This window comes from Pseudomonas sp. MC6 (assembly GCF_054790575.1).
The window spans coordinates 3,521,310-3,547,293 of record NZ_CP186504.1; the positions used below are offsets into that span (position 1 = coordinate 3,521,310).

Below are 25,984 nucleotides of genomic sequence, written 5' to 3' on the forward strand. Positions count from 1 at the left end.
TTGCGCCATGGAGGACAACGAATATGCTCTACCCGATTGCGATTTCAATTGGCGATGACCAACACGCCTGGGGTGTAGAAGTCCCGGACATTCCTGGATGCTTTTCCGCCGGAGAGGATCTGGACGATGCCGTCGCCATGGCTCGCGAAGCCATCGAAGGTCATTTCGAGATTCTCGCGGACGACGACGTCCCCATTCCAGCGGCCAGCAAACTGAGCCTGCACGTAGCCAACCCGAAATACGCCGGTTGTGCATGGGCCGTGGTGGATATCGATGTGCTCAAGTATTTGGGCAAAGCCCAAAAGCTCAACATCACCCTACCGGGGCACTTGCTCAACCGCATTGATGAGTATGTGTTGCATCACCCGGAAGAGAAAAGCCGCTCGGGCTTTCTGGCGTCGGCGGCTCTGAAAGTTTTGCAGCAGGGTTGAACCTTGGCGCGTCAACCCGTGCTGGCCTATCCTACCCATTAAACCTAATTACATTTTCTTGTGAGTTAAATTATATTTTCAGGTTTAATCCACAGTATATTGTGTACTGACAATCAAAACTGAACGCCGACGGTACACACGACATGCTGGATTTAAGCCTCACTACCGCGAGCGAGATCGTCAAACGGATTTGCCAACGCCTGCGCACAGAACGATTGGCTTTGGAGATGACACAGGCAGACGTGGCCGCTCGCGCGGGCATTGCGACGAATACAGTGTCAAACCTTGAAGCCGGTCGTAATGTGAGTTTCGACAACATGGTGCGAGTGGCGATGGTTCTCGGGCGCGAAAAGGAACTCGAAGGGTTGTTTCTGCCAAGGCTCGAAACTCTGGACGATATCATTCGCTACGAAAAAACGGCCAAGCGTCATCGCATCAAAAGGAAAGCCGACAATGCTTGAACAAGTGGACGTCTACTACGCGGGCTGGGGTGAACGTTGGCGGTGGGGCACACTTGCTACGACGAAAGCCCTGACCGGTCGCCCGCAGGTCATGTTTGAGTACAGCGATGAGGCAAAAAACAGAGGGCTGGAACTCTCCTCCTTGAGGCTTCCATTACAGGGAGCCAGGTTAAACCGGGATTTCCCGTCACATCAGTTGGGACTGCCTGGGCCGGTTTATGACTCGCTGCCAGATGGCTGGGGCATGTTGCTGATGGACCGATTGTTCAAACGTCGAGGCCTCAACCCAGCGCGCATAGGCCCCTTGGAGCGGCTAGCCTACATTGGCAACAATGCCATGGGGGCCATGTCGTTTGAACCTGTTGCACCCGAGGCGCTGGAACCGCAACTGCATGTTCCCATCGAGTTGCTCGCGTCCGAAGTGCAGGAAGTACTCAAAGGTAAAGGTGGAGAGCTTCTCCAGAAGCTACTACTGATCGGAGGTTCTCCACAGGGCGCCCGACCAAAAGCGCTGGTATATCGCGATCCGCACACTGATGCCTTTACTACGGCTGCCACTCCCGGTTTCGAAGCCTGGTTGGTGAAATTTCCGGCTCAGCAAGAACATCCCGAGGTGTGCGCCATCGAAATGGTCTATGCCGAATGTTTACGCTTGTGCGGTATCCAGACTCCTGACACTCGTTATTTCAGCCTGTCTGAGGGAATGGCCGCTTTTGCCACCAAACGCTTTGACCGACAAAACGACTTGCGGGTGCCCATGCAGAGTCTTGCAGCCTTTACCGGTGCGGATTTCAGATCCCCCGGGGCGCTGGACTACGTCAACTTCCTGCGTGCGACTCATAAGTGCAGCAATGACGTACGAGAGAAAGCCGCAGCGTTTGAGCGGGTCGTCTTCAATGTCGCATTCAACAACCGAGACGACCATCCGAAGAACTTTGCTTACATCATGTCGCCTGGCGGAGACTGGAAATTAGCGCCGGCCTATGACGTCACGTTCTGCGAGGGGCCGGGAGGCTATCACCAGATGGACGTGATGGGTGAAGCCTTGGAAATTGGAAGAGAAAACCTGCTCAACCTTGCAGTAGAGGCTGAAGTAAATGCCGCTACGGCCGCCGACATCATTGACAGATTTTGCGTGGTAGCTAGCCGATTCTCAACCATGGCTGAAAGTCTGTATCCGGGTGTGATCACCCAGGAAACCTTGCGCACCATTCAACAACGCATCGACCAAAACATCGGGCTACTTGCCTGAGTTCGTGCTGCCAGTTAGCAGTCTCGAGAAACCGGCGCTAATTGGCCGGTTTCTTTGGCTTCTTAAAGCGTTAGGGTTAATCCGCCGGCACAACCTTATCCAGTGCCTGATTCACCGCCAATTCGCCCAACATGACAACCTGCGCGATGCCGAGTGCGGTCTTGCGGTGTGAGGTGTCCAGCAGCGCGGCGAAGTTATTGAGCATGGTGGTGGCCGAGCCGAGGGTTTCGCTGGCGTTGGCGAGCAGGGATTCGGTGTCGTATTTCGGGTTGGCGAGGTACATCGGTTCGGGTTCGTGGGTGGAACCCATGATTCTGGCCGTGGGGCTGAGGTAGTGGTCGAGGGCGCGTTCGGCGGCTTCGTGGAATTTCTTTGAGTTGGGTGATTCGTAGGGGGATGCCGGATCGGTTTCCGGCGGATTGGGCGTTACTTTGAACATTGGATTGAGACCTTTTAGTAAGGCCGCAACCGATCTCGCTACTAAACGGATGGGTGGCAGCTGTGCGCAAGTTAGTAGACCGGACCCCAATCCAAATCCGGCGCACCCGAGGGCGCCATGCGCACAGCCGCCATCAGGTGCAAGCATTCGCCTGACTGAGTGGTACTCATGCAGCTATTTAGATTGAGGATGCCGAGCTACTAAACCCGATCACTGGAAATCAGTGACGCGAACCAAGTTACCGACCGCCTACCAAGCGCACAAGCCGGCGGATTCTGGCGTAGCGGTAGGCAACGGCGCAAGGATTTGTAGGCTTCAGGACGTAACACCGAACACTTATAAACACTGGCCACCGAATGCGTTTAAGCAGACAAAAACCTTGCAGAATTTTCTGACATTACAGATCCACAACACTCCATCGATTTTCACCTTCGTCTCGACCGACTAGCATTTCCCTATCAACCACCACCCTCCCCCTGCGCGGCCATCGACGAATACGTGCCATCACTTTCGAGGGATTCCACTCGCGGCCACTTTGCCGCTGACGATCGAACTCAAGAGAGCATTTCACCATGACGCAAAACATTTACGACGATCCCGAGTTTTTTCAGAGTTACAGCCAGATGAACCGCTCCATCGGCGGCCTCGACGCGGCGCCGGAGTGGCCAGCGCTCAAGGCATTGCTGCCATCCATGCACGGCTTGAACGTGGTGGATCTGGGCTGCGGTTATGGCTGGTTCAGCCGCTGGGCCATTGAGAATGGCGCGGCCAGTGTCTTGGGGCTGGATGTCTCGGAAAAGATGCTGGAGCGCGCGCGTGCGACCACGACGGCGGCGAATATTCGCTATGAGCGCGGCGATCTGGAACAGCTCGACCTGCCCGCCTGCAGTTTTGAACTGGCTTACAGTTCACTGGCGCTGCATTACATCAAGGATCTGCCGGGGCTGTTTGCGCACCTGTACGCGGCGCTGAAACCGGGTTCGCATCTTGTGTTTTCCATTGAGCATCCAATCTTCATGGCGCCGCGTAATCCGGGTTGGCTGGTGGATAGTGAAGGCAACAAGCGTTGGCCGCTGGACAGCTATCAGTTGGAGGGTGAACGGGTGACCAACTGGCTGGCTGAGGGCGTGATCAAGCAGCATCGTACGGTCGGGACATTGCTCAATTCGCTGATCGATGCGGGGTTTACCATTCGTCATGTCAATGAATGGGGGCCGAGCGATGCTGAAGTGGCGGCGCAACCGGCGCTGGCAGAAGAGCGGGAGCGGCCGATGATGATGTTGGTGGCGGTGCAGCGCTGAGAAGCCCTCACCCTAACCCTCTCCCAGAGGGAGAGGGGACTGACCGCGGTGGCGGCACGAACTACGCCGACGTGCAAAATCGAGGCGAACTCAGGTTTTGCAAGCGACACCAAACGGCCCCCTCTCCCTCGGGAGAGGGCTGGGGTGAGGGGATCAATTTATTTCAGCGCGTCGCGACGATAAATAACCGTGGGAATGGCAGCAGTACCGAGCCATCCGTCAGCGCCGGATAAGCCTTCTCAACTTCCGCCAGATACTGCTCCAGGTACTGCGCCTTTTCCGCCTCAGTCAGCGGACTCAAAAACGGAATCAACCCGCTGCCCTTGAACCACTCCACCACCCCCGCCGCTCCGCCAGTTAGCTGATGGTGATAGGTAGTACGCCACACATCGACCCGCGCACAGTGTGGCCGCAGCATCGAGAAATAATCGCCGGCGCTCGCCATGTCGGTACGCTGGCCCGCTGCACCCGCGAGTTTGCTGGCCCAAGGGCCATTCGCGGCGACTTCACGCATCAAGCGGTGGGAGGGTTCATTGAGGTTGTCCGGCATCTGGATCGCCAGACTGCCACCGGCCGACAACTTGCTGGCCAACGCCGGCAACAACGTCGCGTGATCCGGCACCCACTGCAACACGGCATTGGCGAAGATCACATCGAAGGGGCCTTCATCCGCCCATTGATCAATCTCCGCCACATCGAACTGCAACGACGGCAAGCGCTTGCGTGCTGCATCGATCATGTCCGCCGAACTGTCCAGCCCGCTGACTTTCGCCCCGGGAAAACGCTGCACCAGCAGCTCCGTCGAGTTACCGGGACCACAACCGATATCGACCACAGTTCGCGCGTCAGACGTGGGAATCGCCGCCAGCAGATCGCGGGCCGGGCGGGTGCGTTCATCTTCGAAAGCGACGTATTGTTTGGCGGACCAACTCATTGCGTTCTCCTGTCGGGGACATTTCAGCGGTTCGTCACGATACAGGGTGCGCAGCGAGCAGTTCCACAGCGGCTCGATTGCAAACGGTGTCAGACCGTCCTGCCTGCTTATAGCCAATAGGTCGGACCTTATGGATTCGACGACCGTCCGTCGAGCCAGACAAAAGCGATTTTGACAGCTAAAAAATCGTACCTATAGTCAAGGAGCGGCAATCGGAAGGAACCCGAATCAGTCGATTTCGTGCAAGGAGCATGGCCTGTTCATTTCTCGTGATCAGTGGGTTCCCCCAGTAGTGTGCTGGCAAAAGCCATACGGCAAGCAAGCGTCGTCGTGCCTGGATTGCAGTCCGACGTTCACTATGAAAAAGGAGCATCACCATGTCTCGAGTGACGGATATTCTGGTTTCCATCGACACCGAAACCATTTTGAAAAAGTATCCAAACATCAGCAAGGATCCGAAGAATCCCACGCTGATCGATTGGAAACATGTGTACATGGTCACCAATCAGGACAACGTCGTCAGTGGCCAGGCCGGTGGCGAACTGGATCTCAAGGCTCAGGTCGGCGATCTGATCCGCTGGCGTGAAACCAGCCTGTCGCAGAGCTTCGAACAGGCGGTGATTTTCTACAAATTCGTCCCCAACGCCGGAGAGAACCTGATCTCGCCGCCCTCCCCGCGCAAGGCCACAGCGTGCGTTGCTGTGCCCAACACGAGCAATCCATCCGTACCAAGCTGCCAGAAAGTCGACAACCACTATTGGTCATCCGAAACCCTCGACTGTGGTCGCGTGACCTATCACTTCCACTTCCTGATCGTCGACCGCAACTGCCAGATCATCGGCTGCTGCTCGTGGGATCCGTTCATCTCCATCCATAACTGATGATGTGTCGAGCCCTTTGGTGACAAAGGGCTCGACACATCCGCTGCCGCTGCGTCCGGAACAGGATGTCTTGCCTTGACCGAAGCGGCTGTCGTCTTGTGCCAACATCATGAAAGGAATCCATGATGACCAGCGAACCGATCCCTTCACCCTCATCCGCCGTCACCGACGCACACAATGTGTTGCTGATCGTCGATGCCGAATCAGTGCTGACGCGTTATCCGAACCCAAGTCTGGACGCTGCCGCGCCAACGAGCATTACCGATGGATTTATCTTTTTCGCCATAGGTAATAACTCGAAAGAAATAGCCATAAATGACAGCACAACAACAATCCCGGTCGAAATTGGCCGCGACCTGCACGTTCGCGGACGCTCCGTCAGCCTGATCGCCGAACACAGTATGGTTGTGTACCGCATGACAGTGGCTGACAGCGGCGTGCTTTCCGAACCGAACCTGCAAATTCATACCAACCTGACGGTGCCCGCGCCCAACCCGGACGACCCGACAACACCGGGCAGCCGACAGGCTGATGACCATTTCTGGACCTGCACGCCGAAGAAACCCGGCGACGTGCAATGCGAACTGAGTTTCATGCTGGTCAATCAGCAGTGTGAGGTGGTGGGTTACTTCCACTGGACTTTAGGACTGAAAATCACGAACTAATCGACAAAAAACCGGCCCTTAAGGCCGGTTTCATTTTCAGTCGTAATAGCCGACCGTTTTTTTCAGATGATCCGAATACTCGTAGATATCATCCACAGAGCTAATCGGATGACGGGTCTCATTTTTTTCCTCATCAAATATACCGATGTACTTCTGTGACCGATTGAAATGCAGCCGGCAGATTGGTTTGCGATTGTTGTCATCCAGCAGTATCCCGAAATAACTCTGCGTATCACGCTGAACGATTCGCTTGGCATCGACCACCGACCGGACCAGCGCGCGAACGATGTGGTAGCCCTCAAGCTCTTCCAGAGTTGTCAGAACCTTGTCATCCGACTCATCTCGCGGATCTACTGGATCTGTCCCGGTAGAGGTGGACGGCAAGGACGCCAATGCTGGTTGAATGGCACCACTCATTGCCGATTTGAGGCGATCATTGATCTGGTCATTCAAGAACTGCACAACGGCTTTTCTCGTCAGCTCATGAAACTGCTCACGTACTTTTTGAGTGATCACACCGTCGTAAACGCGGGAGGCAAATACCTTCACAAAGTCATCATCCGGCTTGCTGACCTGAGCTGCGATAACCTTTTTGATTTGACTGACATATTTCAATTCGCCAGCGGCGTTGATGATCGAGTCCACATCAAAAGCCGACTTCGTCAGCTTGATCAGTTCGGGGACCGAGTACTCATCGATGTCGAGAAGATCCAATTCCAGAAAGGGCTTTTCATCCATCTTGTTTGGCGCATCCAGGTCGGTAAAAAACTTGTAGACCTGACCGTTGGTGAGGATGGAAATTCGAGCGCTGGTGACGTGAAAGTACCGAAACAACTGGGAGGCGTGATTGATATGCAGAGGTTCACCGATCTTTTTGCACTCAATCAAAATCTGTACTTCGCCCTCCTTCATGATGGCGTAATCAATTTTCTCGCCCTTCTTCGTGCCGATGTCACAGACAAACTCTGGCGTCACCTCAGTCGGGTCAAAGACGTCGTAGCCCAACACCGTGCTGATAAATGGCATGACGAACGCATTTTTCGTTGCCTCTTCCGTCTGGATTGCGGCGCTCTGCAACCGTACTTTGGCGGCTAGGCTGGCTAACTTTTCGAAGAATTCCATGAGTGGCCTCTTGCGTGATGTCTGTCCGTGTAATGGGCTACTGGCAATTTGATTGCCACTTGATACTAGCCACAAAACCACACAATGAAAGTTTCGCCATCAGGCGAACTTTGCGCGACCGTGTTTTTATCGAAAGGGCATGGATGTAAGTAGAATTTTCATATCTCCCCCAATGTCTGAATTTCAAGCACTCCCCCAATAAGGAACACCGCTATGAAATTCGCAAAAATCTCCCAGAAGCTCGCGATGGTGGCCGGAAGTCCGAAGACCTTCATGGGAGCATTGATCCTGATCGGGTTGTGGGGGTTGAGCGGGCCGATTTTTCATTACAACGACACCTGGCAACTGATCATCAACACCTCGACCACGATCATCACGTTCCTGATGGTGTTCCTGATCCAGAACACGCAGAACCGCGACACCGACATTCTGCATTTGAAGATCGATGAATTGCTGTTAGTGACCAAAGAGGCGCAGAACGCGATGCTTGGGCTGGAGGCGCTGGATCTTAAACAACTGGAAGCGCTGCGCAGGCACTACCGTTCGTTGGGTGAAGGCGAAGTGTTCAATCTGGAGGGGCTGGGCGAGAAGAGCAAGTCCAAGCAGGATTTGAATGAGTGCTGATAGTTAGATAAAAAGCAAAAGATCGCAGCCTTCGGCAGCTCCTACAAAATCCTGTAGGAGTTGCCGAAGGCTACGATCTTTTGATCCTGGTTAGCGGCTAGCCTGCAGCGCGCGAGCCATTTCCAGATGACTTTGCAGCTTCGGCAAGGTCTCGTCGGCAAACGCCTTGATCTCCGGCACGTCGGTGGTCTGCGCTTCCTGCTGAATCTGCTCGATGGCCTCTTCGGTAGCTTTAACCTGACTGGCAGCGTAGGCCTGATCGAAGGATGCGCCTTCGGTCACTTGCGGCATCAATTCTTTGGCCTTGCCGGCCAGTTCCTCACGCGGCGCGACCGGCAGGTCGAGCTTCTTGGCGATTTTCGCCAAGTGCTGGTTGGCCGTGGTGCGATCGTTGATGACGACGATGGTGTAGTCCTTGACCTCTTTCGATTCGGCCTTGCTATGGGCCAAGCGACTGGCCTCGATATCGGCCATGCCTTTGGCCGAGGCATCGTTGATGAAATCGGCGGGCGACTGGGCGAAAGCGCTGCTGGCACACAGGCCCAACAGCGATACAAAACTCATGTTGCGTATACGGGTGGCCATCCGGCTCATGGTCGCGCCCTCCTTACTAGCGAAATTCAAGCGGGAGCTTACGCCCCCGCCTCTCAATCAAAACTACCTTCACCGACTACTTCGATTTCTGAGCGGGCTTGCGGCCCATATCTGGTTTTGGCTCTTTGTCGACGGTCGTTGTGGTGGTTTTCCCACCTTTGCGACCCGCTTCAGAGGCCTTGGTTCGATCGTTGGCGAAGTTTCCCGAGTTCGAGTTTCTTGAGTTAGGCATGATTCTCTACCTCTTGGTAATGATCGTGGCGAGCAGGTGCCCGCCTAGATTGAGAATTTTCTGGCCGGCAAAGGTTTAGAAAAGTTGCAGTCGCTGCGACGAACGGCGCCGCTTTACCTACCCTGCCTGAGCGCTTGATTGCGCATCCCTGCACACACCCTCAAGCCTTGTTCGGCATCAGTCCCGGCAGCGCATGCAGCAGCGCGTTGATGGCAAAACCGATGAACATCACGCCGCACAAACGAGTGATAAGCAGCTCATGACGCTGATACAGCGTGCGAACCCGCTGCGCGCCAACCACGCCTATCAGAATAGCGTAGGCCAGCAAGCCACCGAGGAAACTCAGGGCAATCAGCGCCGGCAACATCGACCAGTTGAGCAGTTCGGCGCGGCTCGACAACAGCGCGGTGAAGGTCGCGACCGCCACCGGGTAGGCCTTGGGATTGGTCAGCCCGAACAGAATGCCGTGCCAGAACGGTTTGCGCGCCGCGCCCTGGGGTTCGTCGCCGTTGCGGCGCTGGGCGCGCACCGCGCGCCAGCCGAGCCAGAACAGATAGAGGCCACTGAGCACACCGAGCACATCAAACGCGGTGCTGCCGATTTCGCGGGCGCCGACAATCGCAATCAGCGCCGTGCTGCACCAGACCACATCGCCGAGCAGATGCCCACATAGAAACCCCGCCCCGGCCCGCCGCCCATGGGCAGCGCCGATGCCGAACACCGCCAGTACTCCCGGCCCGGGCGTAATGCCATAAATGAAACCTGAGGCCAGCACGGCCATTAGCAACGATGGAGTCATGGAAAACCTGCAAGCGCCAGAACACGTGGCCGCCAGTCTATAACAGACAAATGTGTCTGATCATGACTCGTCGTAAAAACGCATGCCGGCGTACGGTTTTTGCCGACACGCTGCCAGTCGGGAAGCGAGATCGCCGACATGAGCTTCGAGCTTGTGCCCGTCGGGATCGAGGAAGTAGAACGACGCGCCTTCGCTGCGGTTGTCACGCCACTCCAGTACGTTCGCGGCTTTTAGCTTGTGCACGAAAGCTGAGAAGTCGGCAGCATTGAGGCTGAAGGCGTAATGGGTGTAATCGGCGCAGGATTCACTCGAACGCAGCGGATCAAACGACAAACATAACCAAAGCCCCGGCAGCGAAAGGTAGGCACCGGCGTCCCACGTGGCTTCTACGCGCAACTGCAGCACATCGCGGTAGAACGCCAGGCTGCGGTGCAAATCGTTGACTGCGAGGGTCAGGTGGTTGAGGCCGGTGAGCATCGTGTCAGTAACCTCTGAGGTCTTCAGGGACGATGTATTGTTGGCCGTCGTAAGTCAGGGTGATCTGTTTCTGCTTCAGGCGGGTGGTATTGGAAACGCACTCTTTACCCGACTGGGTGTTTTTCATTTTGCTGCCGCTGGTGGTGACGATCAAATCGGCCAGACCATGATGACTGGAAGGGCCGATCTCGACCGTTCGGCGAATCGTCTTTGTGTAGCCTTCGCAATCATTCATGAACTCACCGTTGCTCTTGGCGACCACCAAGCCCTCCAGCACCGCACGCAACTCATTGCCTTCGCGAATGTACAGCGCAAGATCGGTTTTCTCGTAGGGAATGGCGTGGGAACTGTGCGCGAACTTTGAACGCAGACCGAAAGCCCGAACTTCCGGCGCCAGTCGATAACGGGCCGTGTCGATGCGCAGATCCTCAAAGCGCACGGCATCGGAGTTGTAGGCGCCCGGTTTACGGTAAGTGGCGATGGGGTTGTAAGTGCTGGCGTTGACGATCGAAAGATCCAGATCGAACACCCCGGCATCATCGTCGCCGGCGTCGGCAAGGTAGGTGGATTTGACTGCGATCGCCTGATTCTGCACGGCGGGCCAGACTTTGCAGCGCGACAGGGATTTGCCGTCGAAGTCTTTGGTCTGGCAGGCGGCCTGGGCTTGGACGGTCATGGCTAAAAGACTCATTGCGACGCAGGAGCCTAGCAAGGTGATACGCGAGATCATTGTTCTTCCTTGAGTAATAGACATCTTTCTTAGTGGCCTTTGAAGTCTTCGGGCACTACGTAGTTTTTGCCGTCATAGCGAAGTGTCGTCAAGACCGGTTTTTGCGTGACGGTATTGGATACACACGCCTCGCCTTCGCCCTCGCCAACAGTCGAGCTACGGATCGTTTTGATAATCAGGTCGGCATAGCCATGGCTGCTGGTCTTGGCCAGAGCCACGGTTCGCGTAGTCTCGTAGCGCTCTCCCGCACAATTGCCATCCCACTCCCCGCCATATTCATAAACCACCAGCCGATTCATGACAGGACGCAGTGCGTTGTCGTCTTTCACATAGAGCGACAACCAGGTTTCATCCACAGGATTCACGCGCGAAGAGCCTTTGAACCGTACTCGCACGCCAAAGGCCTGCAATTGCGGCGCGAGCTTATAGCGGGCGGTATCGAATTTCAGATCATCAAGCGCGATGGCATCAACAGAAAATGCCGAGGGCTGATAAAAGCTCGCTAACGGCTTTGAATCTCCGCTCGCCACCAAGGACAAACGCAGATCGTAAAGCCCTACAGTCCCTGACTCGCCATACACCGGATCGGGCGAGAAATTGGCAGCAGCGGTGAGCGTCAGCCCGGGATACGCCGGCCAATCCCTGCAGAGGGAAAAATCCATCTCATGCGCCGTGGGTGCCGGTGTGCAATCGGCAAATGCCTGCCGCGCCAGCAACCACCCGCACAATACCGCACACCCGATCCAGCCAGACTTCACTGTCACTTCCCGCTCCTTGAGCACTTTTCAGCCGCGCACTATCCCCTGCTGTATCGACCCTTTCAACCGAATCATCAGTAAACCAAAGTGCATTTCCCGCTTGGTAGCGAGAAATCGTTGACGGCGTTGCGGGCGTTGGGGCGATGTTGGCGATTGCCAGGGTGGTGTTGATTCGTGTGTTTGAGAAAAATGGGGTGGCTGTTAACTGATGGAGTCAATCCGTGATTTATCAGTGTCTGGAAGTCAGTCTTCGCGAGCAGGCTCGCTCCCACAGGTGCCGAATTCCAACTGGAGAAATGCGATCACATGTGGGAGCGAGCTTGCTCGCGAAGGCGTCATTGCAGACACCGCAGATCTCAGAACTTGTCGAGCGTGCGCAATTTCTGCGGCAAGCCCCACAGCAACAGTGCCGCAGCGATCAATGCCGCCACGCCAATGACATACAGCGCCGGCGTGGTGCTGCCCGTCAGATCCTTGATCCGCCCCACCATCACCGGGCTGACGATCCCGCCGAATTGCCCGAGTGTATTGATCACCGCGATCCCGCCGGCCGCACCAGCGCCAGCACCGGCCAACAACTTCGGTGGCAGCGTCCAGAAGCTCGGAATCGAAGCAATGATCCCGGCACCCAGCAAGCCGAGGGCTACGATCAGGAACGTCGTGTGGCTGGCGAAAATTCCCGCACTGAAAAAGCCGATGGCGCCGACGACCACCAGCCCGGCGACAAACTTGCGCCGCTCACCGGTGGCATCCGACAAACGCCCGATCACCACCATGCTGATCGCCCCGCAAATGTACGGAATGGCCGTCAGCAGACCGATCATCACCGGACTCTCGGTGCCGGCGCTGCGGATCAATTGCGGCGCCCAGAAATTCAAACCGTAGGACGCGACCTGAATCAGAAAGTAGATCAGACCCAAGGTCAGAAAACCGGGAATCTTCAACGCCGCGAGCAACGAACCACCACTCTTGTGCGGCTCATGCCGGGCGATGCGGCTGGACAGCAGTTTCTTCTCGTCAGCGCTCAGCCAGTGTGCATCCTCGATGCGATCATTGAGCAGCATCAGCACCAGAAAACCGAGACCGATGCACGGCACGCCGCCGAGCAAAAACAACCAGTGCCAGCCGCGCATTTGCAGCACACCGTCGAGGTGTTCCAGCACCAGACCGGAGAACGGCGCGCCGACCAGCCCGGCGAACGCCGACGCGAGAAACAACATTGAGGTGATGCGGCCACGGAAATGCTGCGGGAACCACAGCGTCAGGTAATACAGCACGCCCGGGGCAAAACCGGCTTCCATCGCGCCGATCACAAAGCGCAGCGCGTAGAACTGCCATTCGCTGTTGACGAACACCATCGCCGCCGTCGCCACGCCCCACGACATCATGATCCGCGCGATCCAGCGCCGTGCGCCAACCTTGTACAGCATCATGTTGCTCGGCACTTCGAACAGCACGTAACCGACCACGAACAACCCGGCGCCGAGGCCGTACGCGGTGTCGCTCAGGCTCAGATCGGTCTGTAGCTGGAACTTGGCGAAGCTGATGTTGATGCGGTCGAAAAAGGCGAACAGGTAGCAGACCATGATCAGCGGCATCAGGCGCCAGGCGACTTTGCTGACCAAGGCTTTTTCGGCATCGTGATCGACGGACGGACGCGCGCCCGCCTCCATTACATTGAGGCTCATAGCTTTCTCCAGGCGGACTGCCGGTGGGCGTCCGATTGTTTTTGTTGTCTGGTATGCGTTTTTAAATGTGGGAGCGAGCCTGCTCGCGATAGCGGTGTATCAATCACCGCAAATGTTGCCTGACACACCGCTATCGCGAGCAGGCTCACTCCTACAGGGAGATTGGGGTTGTCAGGTGGGGATCGGGTGCAGGTCGCAGTTGCGCCCGACCTTGGCCAGTTGGCCGGGCACTTCGTGGCCCAGCAGATCCGGCAAGCCGCGCGAGAGTTTCAACAGCAGCGGCAAATCGATGCCGGTGTGGATGCCGATCTCATCGCACAGATTCACCAGATCTTCAGTGCAGATATTGCCCGACGCACCCGGCGCAAACGGGCAGCCACCGAGACCACCGAGCGCCGCATCGAAACGCCGCGCCCCCGCCTCGTAGGCCGCCAGCACATTGCACAAACCCAGACCACGGGTGTTGTGGAAATGCAGGGTCAGATCAGCCGGCGAAACCCGCTGCAACACCCGCCGCACCAAACGATCCACCTGGCGCGGATTGGCCATGCCAGTGGTGTCGGCCAGGGTGATGCCCGCAATGCCGAGTTCCTGGTAAGCATCGACGATTTGCAGTACGCGATCCTCATCGATCTGACCTTCGAACGGACAACCGAACGTCGTCGCGATGCTGCCGTTGAGGCGCACGCCAGAACCGCTGGAAAACGCGACAATCTCTGCAAACGCCGCCAGCGAATCTTCACAACGCATGCGCATGTTGGCCATGTTGTGCGTCTGGCTGGCGGACATCACCAGATTCAGTTCATCGGCACCCGCCGCCAACGCGCGCTGTGCACCTTTGAGGTTGGGAATCAGCGCGACGTAAATCACCCCCGGCTGTCGTTGAATGCCGGTGAAGACCTGTTCGCCATCACGCAGCGCCGGAATGGCTTTCGGCGACACGAACGAACCGGCCTCGATGCGACTGAAACCGGCCAGCGACAGTTGATCGATCAACGCGATCTTGTCAGCGGTTTCCACCCACGTCGGCTCGATCTGCAAGCCATCGCGAGGCGAGACTTCCTGGACGATCAGGGTTTGCGAAATGTCCGTGATCATTGCACCACCCCTTGGCTTTTCAGGCGTTCGATGTCGAGTTCAGTCAGGCCGAGGCCGGCAAGAATACCGTCGGTGTGCTGGCCGAGTTTCGGCCCCGACCAGTTCACGCCGCCGGGGGTTTCCGAGAGTTTGGGGACGATGCCGGGCATCTTCACTGTTGCACCGCCGGGCAACTCGGCATTGAGCAGCATGTCCCGTGCCAGATAGTGCGGGTCGGCAACGATGTCGGCCACCGAATAAATTCGCCCGGCCGGCACTTCAGCGGCTTCCAGTGCCGCGAGGACATCGTCGATCGGCAGGCTGCTGGTCCAGTGGGTGATCGCGGCGTCGAGCAAACCGCTCTTGGCGGCACGACCATCGTTGTGAGCGAATTCCGCTGCTTCAGCCAGGTCATCACGGCCAATGGTTTGCATCAGACGTTTGTAGATCGGGTCGCTGTTGCCGGCGATCACCACGTAAGCGCCATCCGCCGTGAGGTAAGTGTTCGACGGTGCGATGCCCGGCAAGGCGCCGCCACTGCGCTCACGGACATGGCCAAGCATGTCGTATTCCGGCACCAGGCTTTCCATGACGTTGAACACACTTTCGGCCAGCGCCACATCGACCACTTGCCCGCCGCCCTGCCCGGTCTTGACCCGCAGCAGCGACATCAGCGCGCCGATCACCGCGTGCAGCGAAGCCAGCGAATCGCCGAGGCTGACGCCGACCCGCGCCGGCGGTGAACCGGGGGTGCCGGTGGTGTAGCGAATGCCGCCCATGGCCTCGCCGATCGCGCCGAAACCCGGACGATCGCGGTACGGGCCGGTCTGGCCGTAGCCGGAAATGCGCACGAGGGTAAGATTGGGGTTCAGCGCGTGGAGTACGTCCCAACCGAGGCCGAGTTTTTCCAATGCGCCGGGGCGCAGGTTTTCGATGATGACGTCGGCATCGCTGGCCAGTTGCTTGACCAGTTCAATGCCTTCGGCAGATTTCAGATTGAGTGCCAGGGATTTCTTGTTGCGTGATTGCAGGTACCACCACAGCGACGTGCCTTCGTGCAGCTTGCGCCATTTGCGCAGCGGGTCGCCCTGACCCATGGCTTCGATCTTGATCACCTCGGCGCCAAACTCGGCGAGCATGCGCGCTGCAAACGGCGCGGCGATCAGGGTGCCGATCTCGATCACTTTGATCGCACTCAAAGGGGCAGTCATCGCGGGGTACCTCTTGTTCTTGGAGTAGGTGGCCAAGGCTAGAGGAACGCCAAGCGCAAAATCCAATCTTCTCTCGGCAATGAGCGTTCGCGAAATGCGAACGCTTGGGTGAGATTTCGTTGAGCTCAGGTCAGCCTTCCGCCTGTTGGGCTCGCCGATCGGGGTTGGTCCAGTGACGGCAGGATTGCCCGACTTTCGCCCAAGTCAGAAAGGTGATTACTCGACAGACTTTCGTCGCTTCGCCCTACAAACAAAACTCCGTCGCCTCTCAGGATTCACGGAAACAGCCGATTTTTGCCGAACTTTTCGCTCTGTAAAGTCTGGCAACACACACAAATTGCAACACCCCATGGATCGCTTCGCTCAAGGAATGTCGCCTGTGAATCTTCCGTTGCACACGCCCAATCTGTATTCCAACTTGCGCAAAATCATCGCCTTGGTCGACCACGATTGGGACATCGCCGAACAGGGCAAAGTCGCCGGCCTCAATGTCGAAGTGAAGAGCCCCAACCACCTGCTTGATCAATATGGACGTGAATTCCATCATTTCTGTACGACCTCATACCTTGGCCTCGACCACCACCCTGCCTTGCTCGAAGGCGCCATCACCGCGTTGCGCGAAACCGGCAGCCTGCGCGTCGCCAACTCGAAAAACCGTTGCAAACTGGCGATTCTCGAGCAATACGAGAGCGAATTGTCGCAACTGTTCGACGCCGTCTGCCTGAGCACCTTGTCTTGCAGCGCCGCCAGCGCTGGAATCCTGCCATTGCTGGCCAGCGGCATCTTTACCGAAGGCCGGCCACCGGTAATGGTGTTTGATCGTCACGCGCATTATTCGATGAATCATTTGAAGGCCGCATGTGCCGATGAAACCCTCGTGGTGACTGCGCCGCACAACGATATGGATTTCCTCGAACGCGTCTGCCAGCGACACGGCCGCGTGGCGTATGTCGCTGACGGCGCGTACAGCATGGGCGGCGTTGCCAACATGGAAGGTCTGCTGTACTTGAAGGATCGCTACGGGTTGTTTCTTTATCTGGATGATTCCCACGCGTTGTCCGCTGTCGGTCAGCAGGGCGCCGGCCTCGTTCGGCCACGGGTGGCGGCGCTGGAGGAGGACTGCCTGATCGTCGCGTCACTGGCCAAGTCGTTTGGCGCCAGCGGCGGGTTGGTGATGCTGGGCAACGGGAGACAGAAGACGCTTGTGCAACGCTACGGCGGGCCAAGCAACTGGTCGCAGAGTCTCAACTGCGCGGCGATCGGTGCCGGCAGAGCGTCGATCCGCCTGCATCGCAGCGCCGAGTTTGTCACGCTGCAAAGCGATCTTGAGGCTAACATCTGCCTCTTCGACAGCCTGATCAGCACCGATCAGTGCCACAGCAACATGGCCATTCGGTTGATCAAGTGCGGTCAGGCTGCTGTGGCCAATCGTATTGCCTGTGAATTGGCCGAACAGGGATTTTTCACCAGCGCGGTATTTTTCCCGGTGGTCGCTCAAGGCAAGGCAGCCATACGTATTACGCTGCGCGCGGACATGCAGCCGGCGCTTGTTCGAAGCTTCTGTGAAAGGGTCACCGGGCTGTTGCGCACCCACCATTGCGATCTCGACGACTGAAAACAGGGACGAGTCATGAACGCCAGCGTCACCCTCCTGATCACCTGCAGCACGGTTTTTCTCGCCCAATTGGGCATGAGTATTTATTTGCCGGCGTTGCCGGAGATCGCCCTATACCTGGGTGCGGAACCCGCACAGGTGTCGTGGGGGTTGTCGCTGTACCTGATCGGCATGGCGTTGCCGATGTTGTTCTGGGGCAGTCTGGCCCAGCGCATCGGACGCAAACCGGTGTTACTGGCGGCGTTGGTCATTTACGGGTTGGCCAATCTGGCGTTGCCGCCGGGTTCGACGCTTGAATCGTTTTTGCTGCTGCGACTGATGCAAGGTATCGGTGCCAGCGGAATTTCGGTGATGGCGCGGGTGCTGATCCGTGACAGCTTTCACGGCAATCTGCTGGCCAAAGCGTTGTCGTGGATTTCCATTTCATTCGTGGTGGCGCTGGGCATCGGCCAATATGTGGGCTCGCTGATCGAGGCGACGCTGGGCTGGCAGGCGATCTTCTACCTGCTCGGAGTGACGTGCCTGTTGATGGCGCTGATGGTGTCGCGCGTCACTTTCCCTGCGAGGGCTGAGGAACCGGGCAGCGCCTCATCATGGTCGGCATATCGGCAAATTCTGTCGCACCGGGCGTTTCTGCTGCCGGCTCTGGCCGGTGGCTTGGGCTACGGCGTGATCATCGCATTCAACACTGCGGCGCCACTGATTTTGCAGGGAACATTCGCTTGGTCGTCGGTGGATTACGGACTGCTCGGCTGGCCAATCAGCGCTGCATATTTTCTCGGCGCGCTGGCGGTCAATCACTTCGTGCTGCGCACCGGTCAGGCATGGTTGATGACTGTCGGCGCAAGTTTGGTATTGGCGGGTAGCAGCGTGATGTTGCTGGGCAGTCTGACGGCCAGCTCCATCGCATTACTGTTTTGGCTGCCGTATTGCGTGGCCGTGTTCGGCCAATCGTTGAACTACCCGATCAGCCTGTCCCGTGCCAACGATGGCGCGCCGATTGCCGGAGCTTATGCGATGGCACTGAGCGGGTTCATTCATCAATTGATGGCGGCGATCATTGGCGCGATGGCCAGTCTGATCGCTAGTCCACAAGCCTGGCGCTTGTCGCTGCTGTGTACGTTGCTCGCTGTCGGCGCGATGCTCTGCGTGCGGTTCGCGCCGATGAGTGACAAGCGCTAGAAAGCATTGCGCAAAATATCCTCAATCAGACCGCGGAGAATCTCAGGAGCCCAGCCCACGCAAATGCTCAAACAGCATCCGGCTCACCGGCGACAATCCCGCCTCATCGCGCACCACCACAATCAACGCGCGATCCGACCAGTCATCCGTCAACGGCACCGCGTGCAACCCCAGCGCCTGACCAAACAGCTCATAAGCACGTTGCGGCAAAATGCCAATGCCCATGTTGGCCTGGACCATCCGGCACACCGCATCGAACCCCGGCACATGAATGCGAATACGCAGGACTTTGCCAGCCTGGCGCGCCGCCGCATGGGTGCGCATATTGATTGAACTGGCCGCGTGCAAACCGACGTAATCAGAGTCCAGGGTTTCATCGAACGCCACCGACTCACGGGTGGCCAACGGGTGCTCCGGCAGCATCACCACTACCAGTTTGTCCTCGCGGTACAACACGCTGTGCAGGCCTTTGATGTCGCTGTCGTTGGAGCAGATACCCAGATCCGCCACACCATCGAGCACACCTTGAATCACCCCGGCACTGGGTCGCTCTTCGAGGTCAGTCTTGACCTGCGGGTGCTGCGCGGAGAAGTCGCGAAGGTCTTCGGGAAGAAACTGAATGATCGCCGACAGGTTCGCCAGCATGCGCACATAGCCGCGTACACCGTGGCTGTGTTCGCCGAGTTCCAGGCCCATTTTCTCGACGTTGAACAGCATCTGCCGCGCATGGTGCAGCAGCGTTTCACCAGCCGGCGTCAGCGTCATGCCCTTGGCCTGACGCACAAACAGGCTGATCCCGAGCGCCTCTTCCAGCTCCATCAGGCGCTTGCTGGCCGCCGACACCGCGATGGCTTCGCGCGAGGCGGCACGGGTCAGCGTGCCCTCCTCGTGGACGGCGACAAACAGTTGCAGGGTGATCAGGTCGAGGCGGCGGATCAGGCTTTTTTGCAACATGCGAGACTCGGCAGTGGCGGCGCGGAAGAGCGCTGAGCATAACGCCACTAGCCGCCGCTGTACCCGTTTCAGAACGCGTTGCGAAAGATCTCCTCGATCTGGCGTTGATCCGCCGCTCGAGGATTGGTCAGGCCGCAGGCGTCTTTCAGTGCGTTGGTGGCAAGTACCGGGATGTCGCTGAGCTTGGCACCGAGTTCGCGCAGGCCACCGGGGATCTCGACATCTTTGGCCAGGCAACGGATCGCAGTGATCGCCGCTTGCGCGCCCTCCTCCGGGCTGAAACCGCGGATATCAGCGCCCATGGCGTGAGCCACATCGGTCAGCCGATCGGCGCAAACCAACGCGTTGAACGTCTGCACATGGGGCAACAGCACGGCGTTGCACACGCCGTGGGGCAAGTCGTAGAACCCGCCCAACTGATGCGCCATCGCATGCACGTAACCGAGCGAGGCGTTGTTGAACGCCATGCCGGCGAGGAACTGCGCGTACGCCATGTTTTCCCGCGCGGCGAGGTCGCTGCCGTCGCGTACGGCCAGGCGCAGGTTGTTGCTGATCAGGGTCATGGCTTTCAACGCGCAGGCATCGGTGATCGGGTTGGCAGCGGTCGAGACATAGGCTTCGATGGCGTGGGTCAGCGCGTCCATGCCGGTGGCGGCGGTCAGGCCTTTGGGCATGGCGACCATCAGTTCCGGATCGTTGACCGACAATAACGGCGTGACGTTGCGGTCGACGATGGCCATTTTCACGTGGCGCGATTCGTCGGTGATGATGCAAAAACGGGTCATCTCGCTGGCGGTACCGGCGGTGGTGTTGATCGCGATCAGCGGCAGTTGCGGCTTGCTCGATTGATCGACGCCTTCGTAATCGCGAATCTCCCCACCGTTGGTCGCACACAAGGCAATACCCTTGGCGCAGTCGTGCGGCGAACCGCCGCCCAGCGACACGACGAAATCGCAGCGACTTTCCTTGAGCAGCCCCAGGCCCGACTCAACGTTGGCGATGCTCGGGTTCGGTTTGGCGCCATCGAAAATCACCGAATCGATGTCCTGCATCGCCAGCTTCTCGGCGACCATCGTCGCCACGCCCGCCTTGGCCAGTCCCGCGTCGGTGACGATCAGCGCTTTGCGAAAACCGTAGTTGCGGATCGCGACCATGGCTTCGTCGAGGCAACCGTTGCCCATGATGTTTACCGCTGGAATGAAAAAGGTGCTGGTCATGCGCGCGTCTCCTGACAGGGGCCGAATCGACTGCTCCGATTCAGCGGATAAGCACAGCATCGACCGATCGGTCAGCGTCGATGTTGATCTGGCTCAATGCCCGCTCGTGATAAAGTCGCCGCCCATCAGCCCTTTGTTTTGAGACTTCCTACGCAATGACCGATTTTCTCGATGTCGACGCCAGCCTTGAAGACTGGAACACCCTGCGCGCCGCGACCGAGTTCAACGGTTTGCTCGTGGGCAATGGCGCCAGCCGCGCGGTGTGGGACGATTTCGGCTATGACTCGCTGTTCGAAAACGCCCGAACCGTCGAGGAGAAACCGCTGAGCCCGTCGGAACTGGCGGTGTTCGACGCCATGCAGACGCGCAGCTTCGAGCAGGTACTCGGCGCGCTGAAAACCACCAGCCGGGTCAACAAAGCGTTGGCCGTCAGCTCAGCGGCGCCGCGCAATCGTTACTACGCGATCAAGGAAGCGTTGATCAACACCGTGCACGCCGTGCACATTCCGTGGCGACTGGTGAAGCCTTCGACGCTGGCGACGTTGAACGAAGAACTTTCGCGCTATCGCACGGTGTTCACCACCAATTACGACTTGCTTAATTACTGGGCGCTGCAACATCAAAGCGACGCCATCGATGATCTGTTCAACGGTGCCAACGCGAGTTTTGATCTGAGCGAAACTGCCACCGACAAACCGCGCTTGTTGTACCTGCACGGTGGCCTGCATCTGGTGCGCAATCAGGACGGCACGGCGCGCAAACTGACGTCAACCGAAGGCACGCTGCTCGGCAGCTTCGCGATCAACAATACGATCAAGACGCTGGATGACGTACCGCTGTTCGTCACCGAAGGGCCGAGTGCGGACAAGCTCAAGACCATTCGCAGTTCGGATTATCTGTCGTTCTGTTATCAGCAATTGCTCGGGCATGGCGGCAGTTTGTGCATTTTTGGCCATGCGTTGGGCGAGCAGGATGCGCATATCGTTCGGGCGCTGCGGTTGGCGAAACCTGCGACGGTGGCGATCTCGATTTATCCGCGCAGTGCGGCGTTTGTTCAGCATCAGAAGCGGCATTACGCGCAGGTGTTTGAGGGGACGGGGGTTGAGTTGCGGTTTTTTGATGCCAAGACGCATGCGCTGGGCAGTCCGAAATTGTCGGTGCCGGTCGAGATTTAGTGGTAAGGCTACCGACGCTATCGCGAGCAGGCTCACTCCTACAGGGGATCGCATTTCAACTGTAGGAGTGAGCCTGCTCGCGATAGCTTTAGCCCAATCAACTCATTCATCGGCGCTGTGCACCACCACCAGCAACTGCGCCTGCACATCCCCGACCGATCTGATCCGGTGCGGTTTCTGTGCATTGAAGTGCAGCGCATCACCGCGCTCCAGCAGCACCTTTTCGTTCATGAAATCCACTTCGACCTGCCCTTCGTGGACGAACAGAAACTCCTCGCCCAAATGCTCCTTGAAGGTCTTGTCGCTGAACTCATTTGGCGGGTAGATGATGAACGGAAGTAGGTTGCGCTCGCTGACCTGATGCGCCAGCACCGCATACCCCGGGCTCTGGTCATTCGCGGCGAGTGACTGCCGTTCGTGACTGCGCACCAGGCTGTAGCTGTCGAGGCTGACGTTGTCTTCGGAGAACAATTCCTCGACTTTGACGTTCAGCGCTTTCGCCAGTTTCAACGCGGCGGCAATCGACGGAGTGTTCAGTCCGCGCTCGACTTTCGACAGATAACTCTTGGTCATGCCGGATTTTTCGGCCAGTGCCTCAAGGGTTACGCCAAGTTTTTTTCTCAATAATTTCAAACGGATAGACATGCGCAGCGGTTATTCCAGCAAGGAAGCGACGATTTGTGCTTGCCAATGACACTTTGTGTCATATAGCCTCTTTCGTGTCATTTGCACTCACCCAAAGGACACAGACATGGCTAAGACATTAGCACTACCCAAAGACCAACTGGTCAAGCAAGCGCTGACCCAGATGCAAAAAAGCCTCGCGGATAATACGTGGACCGACCGGCAAAAGCTGGCCCTGACCTGCCGGATTCTCTTCGAAAACGGTCACGACTCAGGCCTGGCCGGGCAAATCACCGCTCGTGGGCCGCAGCCCGGCACCTATTACACTCAGCAATTGGGCCTGGGTTTCGACGAAATCACCGCGAGCAATCTGCTGCTGGTCAACGAGGATCTGGAGGTCCTCGAAGGTAACGGCATGGCCAACCCGGCCAACCGTTTCCACAGCTGGGTGTACCGGGCTCGTCCGGATGTGAACTGCATCATCCACACTCACCCGACCCACGTGGCGGCGCTGTCGATGCTGGAAGTGCCACTGCAGATTTCCCACATGGATCTGTGCCCGCTGTACGACGACTGCGCATTTCTCGAAGGCTGGCCGGGGGTGCCGGTCGGTAACGAAGAGGGCGAGTTGATTGCCGGTGCACTGGGCGACAAACGCGCGATCCTGCTTTCGCACCACGGTCAGTTGTCGACCGGTACGACGATTGAGGAAGCCTGTGTCATCGCCCAACTGATCGAGCGCGCGGCCAAACTGCAACTATTGGCGATGGCCGCCGGCACGATCAAGCCGATCATTCCCGAGCTGGGCCGCGAGGCGCACGACTGGATCGCCAAGCCGAAACGCCACGCCGCGGCCTTCAACTACTACGCCCGGCAGAACCTGCGTCAACACGCCGATTGCCTGAACTGAACCCTGTTACGGAGAGATTCCCATGTCCACTATTCACGGCATCATCGGCTACACCATCACCCCGTTCGGCGCCAACGGCGAAGGGCTGGACCTGCCAGCGCTCGGCCAATCGATCGATCGCTTGATCGACAGCGGCGTCCACGCCATCGCGCCATTGGGCAGCACCGGCGAAGGCGCTTACCTGAGCGATGCGGAGTGGGATCAGGTCGCCGAGTTCAGCATCAAGCACGTGGCCAAACGTGTGCCGACGATCGTCAGCGTGTCTGACCTGACCACCGCCAAAGCCGTACGCCGCGCGCGTTTCGCTGAAGCCCACGGCGCCGATGTGGTGATGGTGCTGCCGGCCTCGTACTGGAAGCTCACCGAAGCGGAAATCCTCGCCCACTACCGCGCCATCGGCGAAAGCATCGGCGTGCCGATCATGCTCTACAACAACCCGGCCACCAGCGGCACCGACATGTCGGTGGATTTGATTCTGCGCATCGTCAATGGCGTGGAAAACGTGACCATGGTCAAGGAGAGCACCGGCGATATTCAACGCATGCACAAGCTGCAACTGCTCGGCGAAGGTCAGGTGCCGTTCTACAACGGCTGCAATCCGCTGGCGCTGGAAGCGTTTGCCGCCGGGGCGAAAGGCTGGTGCACAGCGGCGCCGAACCTGATTCCGCAGTTGAACCTGGATCTTTATGACGCGGCCATGGCCGGCGATCTGGATCGCGCGCGGGATTTGTTCTATCGCCAGCTGCCGCTGCTGGATTTCATTCTCAAGGGTGGCTTGCCGGCGACGATCAAGGCCGGGTTGCGGCAGACAGGGCTTGAATCGGGCGATCCGCGTTTGCCGGTGTTTCCATTGAGTGAGGCAGGTCAAACGCAGCTGAAAACGATCCTGAAGACCCTGCGCTGATCTCCCTGACACAAAGCAAATTTAATGTGGGAGCGAGCCTGCTCGCGAAGACAATGTATCAGTCGATGATGATGTTGACTGATACACCGCTTTCGCGAGCAGGCTCGCGCCCACAGGGGATTTTGGTGGATTTGAAAGTGAGGTCAGAGCACCGGCAAAGTCTTGTCCTTGATCACTTTGCTCGGCCCGTTCACCTTGACGCTGGCAATGCCTTTATCGCACGCCGCATCCGATGAATACGCCTCGCTGCTGCCGATGACCTGATGATTGGCCGCTTTCAGGTTGAAGTACGGATGGCCATCCTTCGTCGACTTCTTCTCGTAGCGTTCATCCAGCGGGCTGTTGGTTTGCATCGAAGCGATACCGCCGTCGGCTGCGGCGCGAGTGGTGTACAGCTCGCTGGTCAGAATCGTTTCGGCATTCGCCGCTTTCAGCACAAACCTGAACTGGCCGTTGCTGCTTTTACTGATTTCGTACCATCCGGACATGCTCGTTGCTCCTTGGCGATTGAGAGATTTCGCGCTTCAGAGTAAAGACCAGTCCTCACTATCTGTCGCTTGTACCGGCCTGCTCGCGAATGAGGCAACTCGGTGCCGGCTATTTCACCACCGCCCGCACCACCGACAACTCCGGCGCACTCACCCGCCGCTGACTCAAATAGCGCGTACAACTCACCCGCAGGAACGAGGCAAAATTCACCACCTCCCCGCGATAATCCATCACCTCCTCATACAGCTTGGCGATCAATTGGTTGGTGGTCATGCCGTCGACCTCGGCGATTTCGCTGAGGATGTCCCAGAACTGATTCTCCAGACGCAACGTGGTCACCACGCCGCAGATGCGCAGCGAGCGCGAGCGTGATTCATAGAGAATCGGGTCAGCCTTGACGTAGAGCTCGCACATCGGCGATTCCTCGTTACAGGGTGATTTTAGTGCCGAGCAAGCCAAGGAAACCGGCCAGCCAGTTCGGATGCGCCGGCCATGCCGGGGCTGTGGCCAGATTGCCTTGAACGTGGCCGTCCGTCACGGGGATGTCGATGTACGTACCGCCCGCCAGGCGCACTTCCGGCGCGCAGGCCGGATAGGCGCTGCATTCGCGGCCTTCAAGCACGCCCGCCGCCGCGAGCAATTGCGCACCGTGGCAGACCGCGGCAATCGGTTTGCCGGCCTTGTCGAAGGCGCGCACCAGGTCGAGGACTTTTTCGTTGAGGCGCAGGTATTCCGGGGCACGACCGCCGGGGATCAACAGCGCGTCGTAATCGGCTTCGCTGACCTTGGCGAAGTCGAAGTTGAGGGCGAACAGGTGACCGGGCTTTTCGCTGTAGGTCTGATCGCCTTCAAAGTCATGAATCGCGGTGCGCACGGTTTTGCCGGCAGCCTTGTCCGGGCAAACAGCGTGGACGGTGTGACCGACCATTTGCAGAGCCTGGAACGGCACCATCACTTCGTAATCTTCGACGTAATCGCCGACCAGCATCAGGATCTTTTTCGCGGCCATGGGGAGGACTCCTCTGGAAATTACCTGGAAGTGTTCAAGGTAGACCTATTCGAGAGTGACGGGTAACAACGGGCTACTACTGTAGGAGCTGCCGAAGGCTCGGGCCGCGATCGGACGATCTTTTGATCTTGCCCGTAAAATCAAAAGATCGCAGCCTTCGGCAGCTCCTACGTTGCGGGGATTACCCGCAACTGTACGGATAAGTCCGTGCCTAGCTGTAACAGCCAGA

30 protein-coding genes are annotated in these 25,984 nt (G+C 57.9%); 12 read left to right on the plus strand and 18 right to left on the minus strand.

What is annotated here, in order from left to right; genetic code table 11:
• Positions 1-23: 23 nt before the first annotated feature.
• The 3 genes from ACOYXE_RS15735 to ACOYXE_RS15745 all read left to right on the plus strand — a co-directional run bounded on the left by ACOYXE_RS15735 (position 24) and on the right by ACOYXE_RS15745 (position 2,144).
• On the plus strand, positions 24-431 hold the full coding sequence (locus ACOYXE_RS15735) for a type II toxin-antitoxin system HicB family antitoxin (protein WP_095119134.1): 408 nt from the start codon (positions 24-26) through the stop codon (positions 429-431).
• Between the two features lie 143 nt (positions 432-574).
• Complete coding sequence (locus ACOYXE_RS15740) at positions 575-892, plus strand: helix-turn-helix domain-containing protein (RefSeq protein ID WP_095119135.1); 318 nt, start codon at positions 575-577, stop codon at positions 890-892.
• Positions 885-2,144, plus strand: coding sequence for a type II toxin-antitoxin system HipA family toxin (locus ACOYXE_RS15745; protein WP_160056508.1), 1,260 nt, complete (start codon positions 885-887; stop codon positions 2,142-2,144). Before ACOYXE_RS15740 ends, ACOYXE_RS15745 begins: the two co-directional genes overlap by 8 nt.
• Positions 2,145-2,220: 76 nt before the next feature.
• Here ACOYXE_RS15745 and ACOYXE_RS15750 read toward each other — a convergent pair whose 3' ends face one another.
• Positions 2,221-2,583 (minus strand): DUF6124 family protein, encoded by a 363-nt coding sequence (locus ACOYXE_RS15750; RefSeq protein WP_160056506.1) that lies wholly within the window; start codon positions 2,581-2,583, stop codon positions 2,221-2,223.
• Between the two features lie 572 nt (positions 2,584-3,155).
• Here ACOYXE_RS15750 and ACOYXE_RS15755 point away from each other — a divergent pair.
• Positions 3,156-3,884 (plus strand): class I SAM-dependent methyltransferase, encoded by a 729-nt coding sequence (locus ACOYXE_RS15755; RefSeq protein WP_460926262.1) that lies wholly within the window; start codon positions 3,156-3,158, stop codon positions 3,882-3,884.
• 163 nt (positions 3,885-4,047) lie between these two features.
• Here the strand turns inward: ACOYXE_RS15755 and tam are convergent, their stop codons facing one another.
• On the minus strand, positions 4,048-4,818 hold the full coding sequence (tam, locus tag ACOYXE_RS15760; protein ID WP_460926263.1) for a trans-aconitate 2-methyltransferase: 771 nt from the start codon (positions 4,816-4,818) through the stop codon (positions 4,048-4,050).
• A 377-nt stretch (positions 4,819-5,195) separates the two neighbouring features.
• Here tam and ACOYXE_RS15765 point away from each other — a divergent pair, with 377 nt between their 5' ends.
• Positions 5,196-5,699 carry an inclusion body family protein gene (locus ACOYXE_RS15765; RefSeq protein WP_007911481.1) on the plus strand — a complete coding sequence of 168 codons (504 nt, stop codon included), beginning with the start codon at positions 5,196-5,198 and terminating at the stop codon, positions 5,697-5,699.
• A 125-nt stretch (positions 5,700-5,824) separates the two neighbouring features.
• Entirely contained in the window at positions 5,825-6,364 is a 540-nt protein-coding gene (locus ACOYXE_RS15770) for an AidA/PixA family protein (RefSeq protein WP_460926264.1), read from the plus strand.
• 36 nt (positions 6,365-6,400) lie between these two features.
• Here the strand turns inward: ACOYXE_RS15770 and ACOYXE_RS15775 are convergent, their stop codons facing one another.
• Positions 6,401-7,486, minus strand: a complete 1,086-nt coding sequence (locus ACOYXE_RS15775) for a type I restriction endonuclease (protein ID WP_077571499.1) — start codon at positions 7,484-7,486, stop codon at positions 6,401-6,403.
• A gap of 213 nt (positions 7,487-7,699) precedes the next feature.
• Here ACOYXE_RS15775 and ACOYXE_RS15780 point away from each other — a divergent pair, with 213 nt between their 5' ends.
• Complete coding sequence (locus ACOYXE_RS15780) at positions 7,700-8,110, plus strand: low affinity iron permease family protein (RefSeq protein ID WP_123594790.1); 411 nt, start codon at positions 7,700-7,702, stop codon at positions 8,108-8,110.
• A 90-nt stretch (positions 8,111-8,200) separates the two neighbouring features.
• Here the strand turns inward: ACOYXE_RS15780 and ACOYXE_RS15785 are convergent, their stop codons facing one another.
• From ACOYXE_RS15785 to ACOYXE_RS15825, 9 genes are all read right to left on the minus strand, one after another.
• Positions 8,201-8,704 (minus strand): DUF4142 domain-containing protein, encoded by a 504-nt coding sequence (locus ACOYXE_RS15785; protein ID WP_460926265.1) that lies wholly within the window; start codon positions 8,702-8,704, stop codon positions 8,201-8,203.
• A gap of 76 nt (positions 8,705-8,780) precedes the next feature.
• Positions 8,781-8,936, minus strand: a complete 156-nt coding sequence (locus ACOYXE_RS15790) for a KGG domain-containing protein (RefSeq protein ID WP_007911485.1) — start codon at positions 8,934-8,936, stop codon at positions 8,781-8,783.
• 160 nt (positions 8,937-9,096) lie between these two features.
• Positions 9,097-9,735, minus strand: a complete 639-nt coding sequence (locus ACOYXE_RS15795) for a LysE family translocator (RefSeq protein ID WP_160056496.1) — start codon at positions 9,733-9,735, stop codon at positions 9,097-9,099.
• 60 nt (positions 9,736-9,795) lie between these two features.
• The gene (fos, locus tag ACOYXE_RS15800; protein WP_160056494.1) at positions 9,796-10,212 is read right to left on the minus strand and encodes a fosfomycin resistance glutathione transferase; all 417 of its coding nucleotides are present in this window, start codon (positions 10,210-10,212) and stop codon (positions 9,796-9,798) included.
• A 4-nt stretch (positions 10,213-10,216) separates the two neighbouring features.
• Complete coding sequence (locus ACOYXE_RS15805; protein ID WP_460926266.1) at positions 10,217-10,888, minus strand: PA3715 family protein; 672 nt, start codon at positions 10,886-10,888, stop codon at positions 10,217-10,219.
• Positions 10,889-10,971: 83 nt separating this feature from the next.
• On the minus strand, positions 10,972-11,706 hold the full coding sequence (locus ACOYXE_RS15810; RefSeq protein ID WP_460926267.1) for a PA3715 family protein: 735 nt from the start codon (positions 11,704-11,706) through the stop codon (positions 10,972-10,974).
• Between the two features lie 350 nt (positions 11,707-12,056).
• On the minus strand, positions 12,057-13,388 hold the full coding sequence (locus ACOYXE_RS15815) for an MFS transporter (RefSeq protein WP_460926268.1): 1,332 nt from the start codon (positions 13,386-13,388) through the stop codon (positions 12,057-12,059).
• 171 nt (positions 13,389-13,559) lie between these two features.
• Positions 13,560-14,486 (minus strand): hydroxymethylglutaryl-CoA lyase, encoded by a 927-nt coding sequence (locus ACOYXE_RS15820; protein WP_460926269.1) that lies wholly within the window; start codon positions 14,484-14,486, stop codon positions 13,560-13,562.
• Positions 14,483-15,676, minus strand: coding sequence for a CaiB/BaiF CoA transferase family protein (locus tag ACOYXE_RS15825; RefSeq protein ID WP_460926270.1), 1,194 nt, complete (start codon positions 15,674-15,676; stop codon positions 14,483-14,485). The genes ACOYXE_RS15820 and ACOYXE_RS15825 overlap by 4 nt, the downstream gene beginning before the upstream one ends.
• Before the next feature lie 370 nt (positions 15,677-16,046).
• Between ACOYXE_RS15825 and ACOYXE_RS15830 the strand changes: the two genes are divergently transcribed.
• Complete coding sequence (locus tag ACOYXE_RS15830; protein WP_460929838.1) at positions 16,047-17,291, plus strand: aminotransferase class I/II-fold pyridoxal phosphate-dependent enzyme; 1,245 nt, start codon at positions 16,047-16,049, stop codon at positions 17,289-17,291.
• Between the two features lie 15 nt (positions 17,292-17,306).
• Positions 17,307-18,473 carry an MFS transporter gene (locus tag ACOYXE_RS15835; protein WP_460926271.1) on the plus strand — a complete coding sequence of 389 codons (1,167 nt, stop codon included), beginning with the start codon at positions 17,307-17,309 and terminating at the stop codon, positions 18,471-18,473.
• Between the two features lie 42 nt (positions 18,474-18,515).
• On the opposite strand, the gene ACOYXE_RS15840 is transcribed toward ACOYXE_RS15835, so the two are convergent.
• Together ACOYXE_RS15840 and yiaY are read right to left on the minus strand one after the other, a co-directional pair.
• Positions 18,516-19,427: a LysR family transcriptional regulator gene (locus ACOYXE_RS15840; RefSeq protein ID WP_160056480.1), complete on the minus strand. Its 912-nt coding sequence runs from the start codon at positions 19,425-19,427 to the stop codon at positions 18,516-18,518.
• A gap of 68 nt (positions 19,428-19,495) precedes the next feature.
• Positions 19,496-20,644 carry an L-threonine dehydrogenase gene (gene yiaY / locus ACOYXE_RS15845; RefSeq protein ID WP_160056478.1) on the minus strand — a complete coding sequence of 383 codons (1,149 nt, stop codon included), beginning with the start codon at positions 20,642-20,644 and terminating at the stop codon, positions 19,496-19,498.
• A gap of 155 nt (positions 20,645-20,799) precedes the next feature.
• On the opposite strand from yiaY, the gene ACOYXE_RS15850 reads away from it, so the two are divergent.
• Positions 20,800-21,819, plus strand: coding sequence for a DUF4917 family protein (locus ACOYXE_RS15850; RefSeq protein ID WP_460926272.1), 1,020 nt, complete (start codon positions 20,800-20,802; stop codon positions 21,817-21,819).
• Positions 21,820-21,921: 102 nt separating this feature from the next.
• Here the strand turns inward: ACOYXE_RS15850 and ACOYXE_RS15855 are convergent, their stop codons facing one another.
• Positions 21,922-22,464, minus strand: a complete 543-nt coding sequence (locus ACOYXE_RS15855) for a helix-turn-helix domain-containing protein (RefSeq protein WP_405122178.1) — start codon at positions 22,462-22,464, stop codon at positions 21,922-21,924.
• Between the two features lie 106 nt (positions 22,465-22,570).
• Here ACOYXE_RS15855 and ACOYXE_RS15860 point away from each other — a divergent pair, with 106 nt between their 5' ends.
• Complete coding sequence (locus tag ACOYXE_RS15860) at positions 22,571-23,353, plus strand: aldolase (RefSeq protein ID WP_405122179.1); 783 nt, start codon at positions 22,571-22,573, stop codon at positions 23,351-23,353.
• Between the two features lie 22 nt (positions 23,354-23,375).
• Complete coding sequence (locus ACOYXE_RS15865) at positions 23,376-24,257, plus strand: dihydrodipicolinate synthase family protein (protein ID WP_160056472.1); 882 nt, start codon at positions 23,376-23,378, stop codon at positions 24,255-24,257.
• Positions 24,258-24,400: 143 nt separating this feature from the next.
• Here the strand turns inward: ACOYXE_RS15865 and ACOYXE_RS15870 are convergent, their stop codons facing one another.
• From ACOYXE_RS15870 to ACOYXE_RS15880, 3 genes are all read right to left on the minus strand, one after another.
• Positions 24,401-24,745, minus strand: a complete 345-nt coding sequence (locus ACOYXE_RS15870; protein WP_460926273.1) for a YegP family protein — start codon at positions 24,743-24,745, stop codon at positions 24,401-24,403.
• Between the two features lie 109 nt (positions 24,746-24,854).
• On the minus strand, positions 24,855-25,160 hold the full coding sequence (locus tag ACOYXE_RS15875) for a ribbon-helix-helix domain-containing protein (RefSeq protein ID WP_016982789.1): 306 nt from the start codon (positions 25,158-25,160) through the stop codon (positions 24,855-24,857).
• A 13-nt stretch (positions 25,161-25,173) separates the two neighbouring features.
• Complete coding sequence (locus ACOYXE_RS15880) at positions 25,174-25,755, minus strand: DJ-1/PfpI family protein (RefSeq protein WP_095049176.1); 582 nt, start codon at positions 25,753-25,755, stop codon at positions 25,174-25,176.
• Positions 25,756-25,984: the final 229 nt, after the last annotated feature.